At 44.0% G+C, this 13737-nt stretch carries 12 protein-coding genes and 1 pseudogene; 7 read left to right on the top strand and 6 right to left on the bottom strand.

Annotated elements, in window-relative coordinates; genetic code table 11:
* Window positions 1-61: 61 nt before the first annotated feature.
* The 3 genes from NST96_RS04230 to NST96_RS04240 are packed head-to-tail and all read left to right on the top strand — an operon-like array spanning window position 62 to window position 4318.
* Window positions 62-3298 (top strand): DUF87 domain-containing protein, encoded by a 3237-nt coding sequence (locus NST96_RS04230; RefSeq protein WP_342405624.1) that lies wholly within the window; start codon window positions 62-64, stop codon window positions 3296-3298.
* The gene (locus NST96_RS04235; protein WP_342405625.1) at window positions 3291-3845 is read left to right on the top strand and encodes an HNH endonuclease; all 555 of its coding nucleotides are present in this window, start codon (window positions 3291-3293) and stop codon (window positions 3843-3845) included. The genes NST96_RS04230 and NST96_RS04235 overlap by 8 nt, the downstream gene beginning before the upstream one ends.
* A 17-nt stretch (window positions 3846-3862) precedes the next feature.
* Entirely contained in the window at window positions 3863-4318 is a 456-nt protein-coding gene (locus NST96_RS04240; RefSeq protein WP_342405626.1) for an SMI1/KNR4 family protein, read from the top strand.
* Between the two features lie 265 nt (window positions 4319-4583).
* On the opposite strand, the pseudogene NST96_RS04245 reads toward NST96_RS04240, so the two are convergent.
* The 3 genes and pseudogenes from NST96_RS04245 to NST96_RS04255 all read right to left on the bottom strand — a co-directional run.
* Window positions 4584-4820: pseudogene (locus NST96_RS04245) on the bottom strand (helix-turn-helix domain-containing protein); the annotation flags it as partial.
* A 133-nt stretch (window positions 4821-4953) separates the two neighbouring features.
* Window positions 4954-5871, bottom strand: a complete 918-nt coding sequence (locus tag NST96_RS04250) for an IS3 family transposase (protein WP_342405627.1) — start codon at window positions 5869-5871, stop codon at window positions 4954-4956.
* Window positions 5775-6113, bottom strand: a complete 339-nt coding sequence (locus tag NST96_RS04255; RefSeq protein WP_342405628.1) for a helix-turn-helix domain-containing protein — start codon at window positions 6111-6113, stop codon at window positions 5775-5777. Before NST96_RS04255 ends, NST96_RS04250 begins: the two co-directional genes overlap by 97 nt.
* Window positions 6114-6335: 222 nt before the next feature.
* Here NST96_RS04255 and NST96_RS04260 point away from each other — a divergent pair, with 222 nt between their 5' ends.
* Both NST96_RS04260 and NST96_RS04265 read left to right on the top strand, forming a co-directional pair.
* Window positions 6336-7466, top strand: a complete 1131-nt coding sequence (locus tag NST96_RS04260) for a DNA cytosine methyltransferase (protein ID WP_342405629.1) — start codon at window positions 6336-6338, stop codon at window positions 7464-7466.
* Complete coding sequence (locus NST96_RS04265) at window positions 7463-8545, top strand: restriction endonuclease (protein ID WP_342405630.1); 1083 nt, start codon at window positions 7463-7465, stop codon at window positions 8543-8545. Before NST96_RS04260 ends, NST96_RS04265 begins: the two co-directional genes overlap by 4 nt.
* Before the next feature lie 262 nt (window positions 8546-8807).
* On the opposite strand, the gene NST96_RS04270 is transcribed toward NST96_RS04265, so the two are convergent.
* Window positions 8808-9044, bottom strand: a complete 237-nt coding sequence (locus tag NST96_RS04270; RefSeq protein ID WP_342405631.1) for a DUF559 domain-containing protein — start codon at window positions 9042-9044, stop codon at window positions 8808-8810.
* A gap of 86 nt (window positions 9045-9130) precedes the next feature.
* On the opposite strand from NST96_RS04270, the gene NST96_RS04275 reads away from it, so the two are divergent.
* Both NST96_RS04275 and NST96_RS04280 read left to right on the top strand, forming a co-directional pair.
* On the top strand, window positions 9131-10627 hold the full coding sequence (locus NST96_RS04275; protein ID WP_342405632.1) for an IS5 family transposase: 1497 nt from the start codon (window positions 9131-9133) through the stop codon (window positions 10625-10627).
* Between the two features lie 100 nt (window positions 10628-10727).
* Window positions 10728-11051 (top strand): helix-turn-helix domain-containing protein, encoded by a 324-nt coding sequence (locus tag NST96_RS04280; protein WP_023557377.1) that lies wholly within the window; start codon window positions 10728-10730, stop codon window positions 11049-11051.
* 363 nt (window positions 11052-11414) lie between these two features.
* Here the strand turns inward: NST96_RS04280 and istB are convergent, their stop codons facing one another.
* Together istB and istA are read right to left on the bottom strand one after the other, a co-directional pair.
* Complete coding sequence (gene istB / locus NST96_RS04285; protein WP_023554153.1) at window positions 11415-12182, bottom strand: IS21-like element helper ATPase IstB; 768 nt, start codon at window positions 12180-12182, stop codon at window positions 11415-11417.
* Between the two features lie 2 nt (window positions 12183-12184).
* Window positions 12185-13735 carry an IS21 family transposase gene (gene istA, locus NST96_RS04290; RefSeq protein ID WP_342406531.1) on the bottom strand — a complete coding sequence of 517 codons (1551 nt, stop codon included), beginning with the start codon at window positions 13733-13735 and terminating at the stop codon, window positions 12185-12187.
* Window positions 13736-13737: the final 2 nt, after the last annotated feature.

Consider the following 13737-nt stretch of genomic DNA (forward strand, 5'->3'; position numbering starts at 1 on the left):
CAGGCTCGAAACAGCCTGATACAACCACAGAACAAACGAAGAGAGGATCGATGATCGAAACATGCAAGTGAGTGAACTGGATGGACGCAACTATCAGGACCTGGAAGATGCATTTCAACTTTCTCTGAGTCTGGTTGAAAAGAAATATCTGCGTGAGATTGCCCGTCATCCTGTTGTTCCAATCCCCAAGCACATTCAAGAGCTGTCCTTGCGCCACAACATTCGTTTGTTTAAGCTGAACAAGCTGGTTTATGACAAAGGCGAGAATAATCTCGACAAGCTTGCAAGTGTCTATCATGCCATCCGCAATGTGGATGGATCACTCATTATGATTATCGACAGTGACGGGACAAAGACGGACTTGTATCTGGGGACTTGCACGAGATCACGCGAAGAGACAGTTGGAGCGGCTAAAGAAGCATTAGAAAAGAGTTTCCTCGGAAACTTCCCTGGCAGTCAGTTGGAAAACCTAACCAATTCACGGATTGAAAGTGTCATGCAGGGATTGTTTCAATCGGAATTGACGAATAATGACAAAGTGATTTCCGCCGTTTCCGGTATCCCCTCGTTCAAGGGCGAAGACAAGATGAAATTTGTTCAAGGACTGGAAAAATTAATTGACGCGATGAAGGATGAAGCATTCTCAGCGATCTTGATTGCTGACCCGGTAAGCCATGGACAAATGGAAGAAATCAGACGAGGGTATGAATCGTTGTATTCCCAACTTGTTCCATTCGCAGGCTGCGAACTCGGCTTTGGGCTTAGTGACAGCATCGCTTCGACAGAAGGATGGACACAAGGAATTACAGAAACGGTCACGGAAAGCTTGAGCAAGACCCAGAGCTATACGCGTGGAGCGACAAACACAAAAACGGAAGGAAGGGGAAGTTCTCTTTCTTTTTCACCGAATGCTGGATTAACAGCCGTTGGAGCAGGCGCCGGTTTTCTCTTTGGCGGACCGATCGGTGCGGCCTTGGGAGGGGCGGTCCTAGGCGGAGTCAGTGCTGCCGTTCCTTCTTATAGTCGAAACCGCTCCACCAGCACGTCTGAAACGACAAGTGAGTCCACTACAGATGGGTCAACAAACACAAAGGGGAGATCAGAGTCAACATCCAGTCAAGAAAGTCGGTCGGAGACGGTCACGGAAGGGCGTTCCAAAAACTTGACTGTTACGTTCGAGAATAAAACAGTGACGAACTTGCTTGCCAAAATTGAGGATCAACTGACTCGTCTGCGAGGGGCAGAAGACTTTGGAATGTGGAATTGTGCGGCTTATTTTATCTCTTCCAATTCGCAAACATCGCGCGTTGCCGCCAGCACATACAAAGCGCTCATGCGCGGAGAGAATTCTGCAGTCGAGCAGGCTTTTATCAATACATGGGATAACAGTCATCGGGAGAACTTGCAGGAAGTACGAAAATATTTGCAGAAGCTGCATCATCCCTTGATCGATCTTCAGGTACCAGTGCCACTAGATCTACCGTATGTGACACCGGGATCACTTGTCAGCGGTAAAGAACTGACGATTTCTTTTGGACTTCCGCAAAAATCAATCAGCGGCTTGCCTGTCATTGAGACGGCTGAGTTTGGACGAAACGTCATTACCTATGATGGTTTTCGTACCTCCCCTACTTTTCGGCTCGGGCATATTTTCCATCGGGGGAAAAAGGAATCTACATCCGTTGATATCGACATCAACAGCCTAACGATGCACACATTCATTACCGGGTCTACCGGTACCGGAAAATCGAACTGTATTTATCAGATCCTGAACGAATTGCATCGCAAGAATATCCCTTTTCTTGTCATTGAACCAGCCAAGGGGGAATACAAGAATGTTTTCGGATGGCGCAAAGGGGTTTCCGTTTTTGGTACAAACCCTGCTTATTCCCCCTTGTTACAGATTAACCCTTTCCGTTTTCCAAAGAGAATCCATGTCCTCGAGCATATTGATCGACTCGTGGAGATCTTCAATGCGTGCTGGCCCATGTATGCGGCTATGCCAGCCATCCTGAAAGAAGCCATCGAGCTCGCGTATGAGAAGGCTGGTTGGGATTTGGAGAATTCTTTTTGCTTGCGGGAATCTCAGCCATTCCCGACCTTTGACCATTTGCTGGAAGCATTGCCGCTGGTCATTAACCACTCTGGATATTCGGAGGAGGTGAAGAGCAATTACATCGGAGCGCTGGTTACACGCGTGCGTTCTCTCACCAATGGACTGGCGGGCAGAATGTTTGCAGGTGTGGAAGTGGGCGATGAGGTTCTTTTTGATCAGTCTTGTATTATCGATTTAAGTCGCATTGGCTCCATGGAAACAAAGGCATTGCTGATGGGGATTCTGTTTATGCGTTTGCAGGAGTATCGCATGTCTGCGAAGAACGGGATGAATAACGAATTACAGCATGTAACGGTGTTAGAGGAAGCACACCACCTCCTCCGTAAATCCAATACGGATCAATCCGCGGAGCATGCCAATCTCCATGGCAAGTCCGTTGAAATGATCGCTACTGCGATCGCAGAAATGCGTACCTATGGAGAAGGATTTATTATTGCTGATCAAGCCCCCAACTTACTGGATTCCTCGGTCATCCGAAATACCAACACAAAAATTGTCTTACGGCTGCCCGATGAAAGAGATCGCATCGAGGTTGGAAAAGCAGCGAATCTCAATACGGATCAGATGCAAGAGTTGGCCAAACTGAAGACTGGGGTTGCTGCTGTTTATCAAAATAATTGGTTGCAACCCATACTTTGCGCAATGGAGCCTTTTGTTACAGAGCAAGGGCGTGTATACACTTACGAGGGAAACAACCAAATGGAACAAAACAAGGTCCTTCTTCAACAATGGCTCTCTCTTCTCTTGAAAGGAAGGGTCGGAGAGTCGCAATCAGTCAAAAATGAGCGCATCGATCCGGAACCATTGAAAAAATGGTTGCTTACTTCCCGAACGGAGCCTGCTGTTCGAGAGCGGTTGTTGGCAGAATTAGATCGTCTAACCAAAGGTCAATCCCTTGAACTATGGAAGCAAGAAAATTTTTCTGATTTAGCTCAAGTGATTTCGAAGATAGTACCGGCTCACCGTATTTTGCAGTCAGCGAGAGACGCTCATAATTTCAACGAGTGGGATCGGCAGTACCGCTTAGCCCTTCGACATTATGTGAATTACGAAAATGCCCCCGAATACGAACTGGCGCTCATTCAATGCCTGCTTCGTCATCAGGCAGCAGAGCGAAAAGAGTCAGAAAACTTCTATTTTTCCTGGGTTGAGCATGTCAAAGGAGGATCCTCGTATGTTTGAAACACTCGCATCGCCAATGCTGGAGGTGGCTCGTGAAAGGACAACCGAGGATCGACGATCGGATCTCCCCGCTTTCGCGCGAGAACTAACCCCTCGTACGATTACCTCATTTGAACAAGCGGATGAGCCAATACGCGTAAGGACCATAAACGAAGAGTACAATGGGAAGGAGCATCCGGATACAGGAATCCGTTTTGTTGAGAAGACAGTCTACATCGGAGATAAAGTTGTCGTTGGAGTTTTTCCTGAATTTCCTTCTGTTTTTGAGATGAAATTGGATGAGTCCCTGTATCTCGAATCAGATGCAAAGCAGTTTCGACGAGCGACAGAAGCGCTCAGAGAAGAGATTGCGAAAAATCCTGAACTTCGATCAAAGTTTAGCGACCAACAGATTGAACAAATACATGCTGGTCGAGTCCCTGAGGGGTATGTCTGGCATCACAGCGAAAGACCTGGTGTCTTACAGCTCGTTGACAGAGAATTTCACGAAGAGACGCGCCATACCGGAGGCAGATCGCTTTGGGGTGGCGGACAAAGTATGCGTTAGAGGTGAGGGGTGGAAGCATGACGACAGAAGTTTCGTGGCTATTTCCAAAGCGACCACTGGACACGGAGGAAATCAAATCGATCGAACAGCAGTTGGGGATCATTTTCCCGAAAGATTACGTGGACTGTGTAAAACAAAACAACGGGGGACAACCGGATCCGGATACCTTCTACGTGGGGGATAGAGAGGCTGTTTTCTCTAGTCTTATCCCGTTAAACCAAGAAGAGAGCCGAAACGTCCTCACGGTAAAACGAAAGTTAGCTGAACGACTTCCGGAAGGTGTAGTCCCATTTGCTGATGATCCTTTTGGAAATTATCTTTGTTTTGACTATCGCCGGAATCAGGAGCCCAAAATTGGGATATGGGATCATGAGAGAGGAGTTTCAGATAAAGAAAAAGCTCTGACTCTAATCTGTGATACATTTACAGAATTGGTTGGGATGCTTACAAAAAGTGACTCCGAACACATGTGAGATCAGGCCCGAAAACACAGGCAGAACAGGTTTTCGGGCACTCATGGAAACTAAAGGAAAAGAACTTTCCAATCTTGACAGGGAACGCTGGTTCGAACTCAGTGCGTATCACCATACAGAAGACGTTGGAGGGGCTGTCCAATAGGGAATGTAAATTTTTTTGTGTAAATGGGTTTTTAACAGGTGAATGGTTACGTGGGCGGCTTTACATGGAGGGGCGGGCATGATAGGCTCGCTTGCCATGCGATGCATGTTTTACTGGTATCTCGAATAAAACCTCGCAGTTATAGATACCTTCTTGAAGCCGTTCCTGCAGGAACGGTTTGAATGGATCAAGCTTGGAACCACGAGATTTACGGGTTCCCTTTTCGGGGGAGAATTCACCCCGGAGATATCGGCGAACTGTATTTCGAGAATGCCCCGTTAGACGGGCAATTTCACGAATACTCTTGCCTTCTGCTCTCATGGTATGTAACGATATCACTATCCCACTCCTTAGCATGTGTCTCCCTCCGAAAATTAACTTGGCTGTTAATACCGAAGGGGATATATTCGCTAAGGGTGGGTCATTTTCTTTCCGGCGTGATCTGACCCTGATCTGACCCCCATTTTGTGGACTGATTGATTTTGACCCATCAGGCACTTTGGAGGAAAAGGTTTCGGAATTCGCTTGGCGACATGCCGTTCAATCGCATTTGTGGCCTTTCGTGGTTATAAAATTCAATATACTTCTTGATTGCTGTTCCCACATCGACGGCTTCATCAAACAAATGCGGGCGCAGTTCTGCTTTCAAGTGGCCGAAAAAGGATTCGATGCAGGCATTATCCAGACAATTCCCTTTTCGAGACATACTCTGAATAATCCCATGCTTTCGCAGCAAGCGGTAATATGCTTTTGTTGTGTAATGCATTCCTTGATCACTGTGAATCAGCAGTTGATGCGTCGAACGGTTTTGGACGGCCTCTTGTACCGTCTCTAGCACAAACTGGACGTCAAGACTGTCACTTAAGCGGTATGAGACCACTTCATTGTTGAAAAGGTCCAAGATGACGGAAAGAAAATATCGTTTTTTTCCAGCTTGCAAATACGTGATGTCAGTAACCCACTTTTGATTGGGATGAGCTGCTTGAAAATGCCGATCCAGAAGATTGGGCGCCAGGGTATGTCTTTTGTATTGAATCCGTGGATAACGTCTACGCCGTATGATCGCCTGCATGTTCATTTGCTTCATCAGCCGATACACACGCTTACGATTGAGATGCAAACCGTATTTTGTGAGCAGTATAGCCTTCATACGACGATAACCATAAATGCCGCCCAGTCTTCGATGCTCAAAGGATATGATTCCACAAACAGCAGCATCTTTTTGCTTTATCCCAGTTTTAAGCCATTTATAATAGCTGCTCCTGGCAATTCCTGCGGCAGCGCACAGCAAAGATACGGGGAATTGGCTGCTTAGTGCTTGAATAACGGCGTATTTTCCGTGTCTGGAGCATCTCTCCTTTCGGTTTTCAATAACTTTTTTAAAAATGCATTTTGAGCTCGTAGCCACTTGTTTTCCTGTTCCAAAGTGAGATTAGAAGGGATTTTTGACAAAGCCTTTTTAAGCCCCTGTCCTCTCCCGTCCTTCAATCCTTCTACTCCATGGATTTTGTATGCATGTACCCAATTTTTCACGTTAGAGTGAGTTTTAAAGCCAAACCGTTTGGCTGCCTCTCGATAGGACAAACCTTCTTCCAATATAGATTTTACAACTTCCAGCTTACATTCAATCGTATGATTTTGATAAGTCATTACCACTCACTCCCCTTTAAGTCGAAATTCGACCAAATGGGTCAATTTCCTCTGTCTACCATTTGGGGAGCAGTTCAGCGAACCTGGGTCAATTATATCCCGGCGGTGACAATTTTATATAGTAGACAATCATCTTTAACCATAAAAAGCAGGATTTCAGAAGAGGAATGTTGAAATCTAATACGATATGTCGAAATTTGTTTCAGGGAAGGTTTAATTCGAATGAATAAAAAGCCAACAATCTTTTCATTTTTCTCAGGTGCAGGCTTCTTGGATCTAGGTTTTGAGAAGAGTGGCTATAATATTGCTTTTGTAAATGAATATCATAGACCATTTATGGAAACCTACATACACTCAAGAAGGGTTTTAAATTTTGCTGAACCCGAATTTGGATATTATTTAAGAGATGTTACAGAATTTACTCAAGAAAATGAGCCTGAAAAATTGGCTGGGTTAATACGTGAAGTCAGAATGAATGGTGAATTAGTCGGGTTTATTGGAGGTCCTCCTTGTCCCGATTTTTCAGTTGGAGGAAAAAATAGAGGTCACGAAGGCGAAAATGGAAAACTGACAAGAACTTATGTTGAATTAATTTGCCAACAAAAACCAGATTTTTTTCTATTAGAGAACGTTAAAGGGCTTTGGCGTACTAAAAAACATAGAGTTTTTTATGATGAAATGAAAGCCAAGCTGCATAATGAAGGTTATCTGACTACCGAACGTCTGATAAATGCAATTGAATACGGAGTTCCACAACAAAGAGAGCGAATTATTTTAATCGGTTTTCAAAAGACAGTTTTAGACGATTTAGGAATTCACCTTAACGGGAATGAAACGCTTTCTGAAATTTTCCCTTGGGAGAAACACATAAAATACAGACTTGAAGATATAGCATCGATACCTTGGGTGCAAACAACCCCTTTTGAAGAAGACAGCGAAATTCCCCTTCCAGAAGGCATCCCTGTTGAGTTGACGGTTGAATATTGGTTTAGAAAAAATGATGTCTATAATCATCCAAATTCTGAACAGTATTTTACTCCAAGAGCTGGTCTTACAAAATTTCAATCAATCCCAGAAGGAGATGATTCAAAAAAATCATATAAGAGACTTCACCGTTGGAGATATTCTCCGACAGCGGCATATGGCAACAATGAAGTTCATTTACACCCATATAAAGCCCGTAGAATTTCTGTTGCAGAAGCGTTAGCGATACAATCTTTACCAAAGGAATATACTTTACCCCAAAATATAACGCTTAGTGATGCCTTTAAAACAGTTGGGAACGGTGTTCCATACTTGGCTTCAAAAGGTATCGCTGAAACCATTTTAGACTTTTTGAAGGTGAAATTATGACCAGGCTGACCGCTGCCAATATTGTACACGAAATCGGAAGGTTGCCACGCAATCAGATTTATCAATATGTTCATAGCAGAACACCTGGATTAATCAAAATTGTAGATGTCGTTTATCCAGAAGGACCAATAATTATTAAACGCATTAACCCCAATAAAGGAGAAACGTGGGCTGCCGTACCTGAAGAGTCAATTTCAACACAAATGATTTGGAGAATTGCTAATGCATTTTTTCCGAATCACCCAATTAACTTTGACAGAGTGCTTGGTGGCAGTTATAATACCCGCTCTGTTCTTGAAGCATTAATGGCTCATACACCGCAATTTTATTATTGCTATCCTGGGCGAATTGAAAGTATCAGTTCCAATACCAAAATTCGCAGAGGGCATAAGCATCTTATGTGGTGTCCTGATAACCCTCACCCAGCTGGAGCAATGTATGAATCAAAATCTGATATTGTCATTTCAGAAGTTCCGTCCGTTGAAGTATTGTACGATGCTTTGGTTTTGCCTGATGAAGTCAAAACAGAAATGGATATAGACGTTAAAAGACGGCATTCCCAAATGCAAATTGCACTTATTGAAATTGGTCAACAGCTCGGTTTTCGTACTTGGGTAGCTCAAAATGATAAGGGGATTGTATATAAGAATAAAAAAATTGGGGAAATGGATTGCGTAGTAAGTTCACTTCGTAATGAAAATCTAATAGCACCTTTTGAAGATGCATACCGAGCTGCTTTGTTAATTGACTGTATTTGGTTCAAGAACGGAAAACTTATGCCAGCAGTAATGGAAGTAGAGCATAGCACAGGCGTAACAAGCGGTTTAACCCGTATGAAAGGATTACAGGACGCATTACCTCCATTCCCGACACGTTATGTAATAGTAGCGGCGGATGAAGACCGTGATAAGGTATTTAAAGAAGCAACCAAACCGCAATTTCAATCACTTAATACTAGATTTTTTCCATATTCAGCTGTGGAGGAACTTTATGCTCTCTGTAAAAAAAGGAAAATCAGGGGTGTAACCGAAGAGTTTTTAGATTGTTATATGGAGCCAGTTTTGGCACAATTGGCTTAAACTTTAGTGTTCGGGAATTGTCTCTTGTTCATATGCGAATATGGTTGGGTAATTTTAGTGCAGGAAATCGAGCAACCTGATTGCGGAGGCATTATAAATTTTGATGAAAACCACCCCGAATCAAAATAATTTTATGTCATATAGATTAGTGACGGTCAGCGAAATCAATACAAAATGTTGGTAATTTCAATCCAATAACGAGTTGCATTCTTGATACAATATTCAGTTCTTGAATAACCAAAAAAACTAAGTCCATTTGGATTTAGCTTTTTCTTATCGGTTGTTTCTTTTGCCTAAAATTAATGGAAGTAGTAATAAATTCGATAATTCGGTGTATAGTCCCTTGAAAGTTTTCTTTTAAATCGTGTTCCCAAACTCTTAAGACATTCCAACCGTTTTCAGTGTAATATTTAGTTGTTTCAATATCCCTTTGCTTATTACGTGTCACCGCCGGGATATAATTGGGGGCTGCTGAACAGATAAAAAATCCGGTAACCACAAGGGTTTCGCCTCGTTTTCATCGAACTCATGTGCAAGGAAATCAACGATTTCCCTTCAAATTCCTTGCACATGGAGCGGATCTGAATGTACGAATTTCTCTCTCATCGTGAAAATCAACTGCTTCTCCCTGATGATTTCTTCTTGCCGTTTGGCGGCAAGTTGAATAAAGAAAATCGCTGGGTCAAGCTGGCTCAGTTGGTACCGTGGGCATATGCAGAGAAAAAGTATGCCAAGTCCTTCCGCAAATCGTTTCGTGGACAAAAAGCGGTTTCCATACGTGTCGCCCTTGGGGCGCTTATCATTCAGGAACGCTTGCAACTGTCGGACCGTGAAACGGTCCAGCAGATTGTCGAAAACCCGTATCTGCAATATTTCATCGGGCTGGAAGGCTATCAGGATCATCCGCCGTTCCATCCGTCTCTCATGACGCATTTTCGTAAGCGTCTGAGCGAGCAGATCCTCCGTGAAATCAACGAGATCATCGCGGTCGAAGCCGCCAAAACCACACAAGATTCCGACCGTGACAATGAACCAAAATCAGGTACAAAATCCAAAGGCAAGCGTACGACCAAGCGTCGCTCAACAACCGAAGAAGATCCGAACCAGGGTGTCTTGTTGCTGGATGCCACATGTACCCCGGCGGATGTGGCGTACCCTACCGATTTGAACTTGCTGAACGAGGCGCGTGAGAAACTGGAGGAGATCATCGATACGTTACATGCTCCACAGATTGGTCGTGCCCGCAAACCACGGACTTATCGGGATAAAGCCCGAAAGGAGTACCTGGCCGTGGCCAAACAGCGTCGTGTAAACGGCAAGGTGATTCGTCGAGCGATCGGCAAGCAACTCCGGTATGTAGCACGTAACCTTCACATTATCCGCAAACTGGCCTCACGGCAGCCGTTGACACTTTTGAGCCGGAAACAATATCGCGACTTGCTTGTGATTCAGGAACTGTATCGACAGCAACGCATGATGTTTGAACGCAAAACGCATCAGATCGAAGATCGAATCGTGAGCATCCACCAACCGCACGTCCGCCCCGTCGTACGCGGCAAAGCGAAAGCGCGAGTAGAGTTTGGCGCCAAAGTGTCGGTCAGCATGGTGAACGGCTATGCTTTTCTGGAGCGTCTATCATGGGACAGCTTCAACGAAGGGGTGACGCTGATCGAATCTGTAGAAGCATACAAGAGACGCTTTGGTTGTTACCCGAAGGCGGTACTTGCCGATCAAATCTATCGCACCCGGCAAAACAGGGCATTTTGCAAAGCGCATGGCATTCGTTTGAGCGGTCCGGCGCTTGGCCGTCCCGTACAAGGCGAAGAAGCGACAGAACAACGGCGAGTCGCAAGACAAGATGCACGAAAACGCAACGCCATAGAAGGCAAATTTGGTGAGGGCAAGCGCAGGTATGGGCTTGGCCGTATTCGAGCATGCCTTGCGAAAACAAGTGAAACCGTCATCGCGCTTCAGCTCCTGGTGATGAACCTCGAGCGTAGGCTGCGGGATTTTTTTGTCTCCTGGTTAAACCGTCTTCTTTCCTATAGAATTCCTGCTTTTGGAAACATTTTTGAAGTTTGAAAACCGTTCAGCAGCCCCTACGTATCCGAATGATATTATCCCCTTTAAGTAGACAGTAAAAAGAAAGACCATTACTGTTTAATTGGAGGGGATATTCTTTATGGGGAAAATGACATACTCGCTTGAATTTAAGACACAAGTAGTGGAATGGTTTGAACAAGGAGCTACGTATAAACAAATTCAAGAAACCTACGGTTTGGATTTACGGATGTTCCGTAGATGGGTTAGAAAATACAGAGATCACGGCGTACAAGGATTGGTAGACCAAAGAGGCAAAGCCAGAGGGATGAGCAAGGGAAGGCCTCGTAAAAACCCCATGACTTCAGATGAAAGAATTAGGCGTCTTGAAGCGGAGGTAGAATTCTTAAAAAAGCTCTTAGAAGCCAGAAAGGGGGAAAGAAGAAGGATCAGGGAAAAACAGTAATTTTTCGGATTATTGCTGAGATGGCGGATCGTTATCCAGTTCTGTTACTATGCAAAATTGCTCAAGTATCAAAAAGTGGTTATTATAAGTGGCTGCACTTACAGAAGAACCCGACGAGAAAATACGCGGAAGACCAGGAGTTAAAAAAGCTGATTTTGCATTGTCATCAACGGGTCAATGGAATATACGGATATCCTCGAATTAAGATGTGGCTATACCGGGTCCATGGCATTCGAATTAATCATAAGCGTGTGTACCGACTGATGAAAGAGGTGGGGATCCAATCACGTATTCGCAGGAAACGAAAGTATTATGGACGCAAAGAGCTGTAACCGTCAAGTAGTTTTGAACACTTTTTGCTCATTAAGATTGAACACTTTTTTCTCCGAAAATAGAGCTCCTGTATTTGATTCTGTAGCTGTCTTCGTTTAGTTGGATCACTTCCACTCTGTGAAGCAATCGATCTAATATAGCCGTCGTAATTCCTTGATCACCTATTAATTCTCCCCACTGTTCGGGTCCTTTGTTGGATGTTAATATGATTGAACTTCGTTCATACAGGTTGTTTATGAGGTGGAAAAATAGGTTTGCCTCCCTTTGATCCATTGCCATATACATGAGATCATCAATAATGACCAAATCGGATTCGTTTATTCTTTTAAGCTGCGTTTGTGATTTTGTGAGGTACTCTTGGGTTTTCAATAGATGGATCAACTCTCCCATGGTTGAAAAGGTAACTTGAAAACCCTTTTGTATCGCTTCTAACCCAAGTCCAATTGCAATGTGGGTTTTGCCCACTCCTGGAGGACCAAGAAGGATCAGATTGTACTGTTGTTCTAGCCAATTCAGTTCCTTCAACTGTTTGATTTGGCGGGAACTGATTGACTTTTGCTCATCGATCTGAAATTCATCCAAGGTCTTTTGATAGGGAAACTTGGCCCATTTCAATCTCCTCTCCGCATTTTTTGCTTCTCTCCGTTTCAATTCATAGGTTAAGAGTTCTTCTAGAAATTCCTGATAGGTCCAAGAGAATTTTTCAGCTTTACGAAGGAATTCAGGCAGTTCATTGGCTGTCTCCGCCATCCGAAGATGGCGGAAGTAATTTTGCATGGTCTGTACGGTGCTGTTCAACGTCAAATGCCCCCTAGTATTTTTAAATATTTATCCATTTCCCTCGTTGGTGAAGTGGCTTGTAATGCGGAGAGGTTGCGGAAGTTGCTTGGTATTGCTTGATCGAAACGAGGTTCTGAGGAGGGCTTGGTATCTTTTAGTCGGGAAAGGTGCTGTGCAACATCCCGGAGGTCATTTGCACTCCATAAATGGTCTTTTACACATACATCCAAGGCTTCCTCAATATCAGGTTGGAAATGGGTGATGGCATATTGAACGATTTGCAAATGATCACGTACATACCTCGGATACCGAACGCTTATCTCATGAATAAACAGCATTGCTTTTTCTTGATCGTGAAATTGGCGGATAATGGTCTCCTTATAAGCATGAATCCCTTTAGATCGATCACGTGAGTGCTGTCTACTTTTTATAAGCTCTCCTTTTCCGTGGCAAAGCTGATGTCGTGCAAGAACTTCTCCTTGCGGAGTTGCTCTGACAATCAGTTCCTCTTCATGAATCTCGATAAATACTTGATTCTCTCCCCTTGGACGGTATGTCCCTAAAGGAAGGGAGTACCGATTGGATTTATATTTAATCACATTGTCCTTATGGACAGTTCTTGTTATACTGGATCCACGGTTGCTCTCGAAAGAGAGCAGGGGAGAGACTGGCTTCAAGTGTTGCTTTTCGAGGGCGTGCACTTCAACCGGTCTCTTTTTTGTTGTATGGTGCACATTGTAATTGCCTGTCCGTGATAGCCAGGCCAGAGACCGTTCGTTCCATGCATCGATATTGGAGAAAACCCTGTGTTTGGCAAAGTTTCTTTTCACGAATTTCACTACGTTTTCTATCTTGCCCTTACTTTGCGGATCTGCCTTGCGGCATAAATAAAGGCGAAATCCACGTTCTTGCTTATAAGACTGAAATTCACTCGTCAGGATAATGTCTCCTGCATTTTCACTTACGGTGATCAGGTGATCTTGGTCATAAACCAATTCCTCTGGCATTCCTCCGAAAAATACGAATGCGTTTTCATGGCATCTGATTGCATCCCTTGTGGTAAAGGGTCTGCTTTGCCACTCTACATACTTGAAACGGGAGTGGGAGAGAACAAAAGTGATGAAGTATAATCTCACGTCCTTTTTTTCCATATTTTTAACCGTGACTTCTCCCCAATCCACTTGAGCCTGTTGGCCCATTGGCAACTCGTCCACTGCTTCGTGATCACGAATATGTACAATTTTCGGAATATGGTATATTTCCCTTAGCTCACTAACATAGGATCGAACTGTGCTTCCTCCAATCTTAATGGAAGGATATTTCTCCTTTAACCAGTCCTCGACCTGAGAAGAAGACAGATCTGGATGTTCATGTAACCAACTGAGAATCCTATCCCGGTAGGGATTCAACTTTTTGCTTCTGTTACCAAGGGAATTGACCCAATCTGATGCCTCCTCAAAAGTCATATCTAGATATTTATAGACCGTGTTCCTCGACAGATCCAATTTCCTTGCGATGGCTGCCACCTTAAATCCTTGCTCTTTTAATTGATGAACCTGAAGATACAACAGTA

The sequence above is a fragment of the Brevibacillus sp. FSL K6-2834 genome (assembly GCF_038592925.1).
Classification (GTDB): Bacteria; Bacillota; Bacilli; order Brevibacillales; family Brevibacillaceae; genus Brevibacillus; species Brevibacillus borstelensis.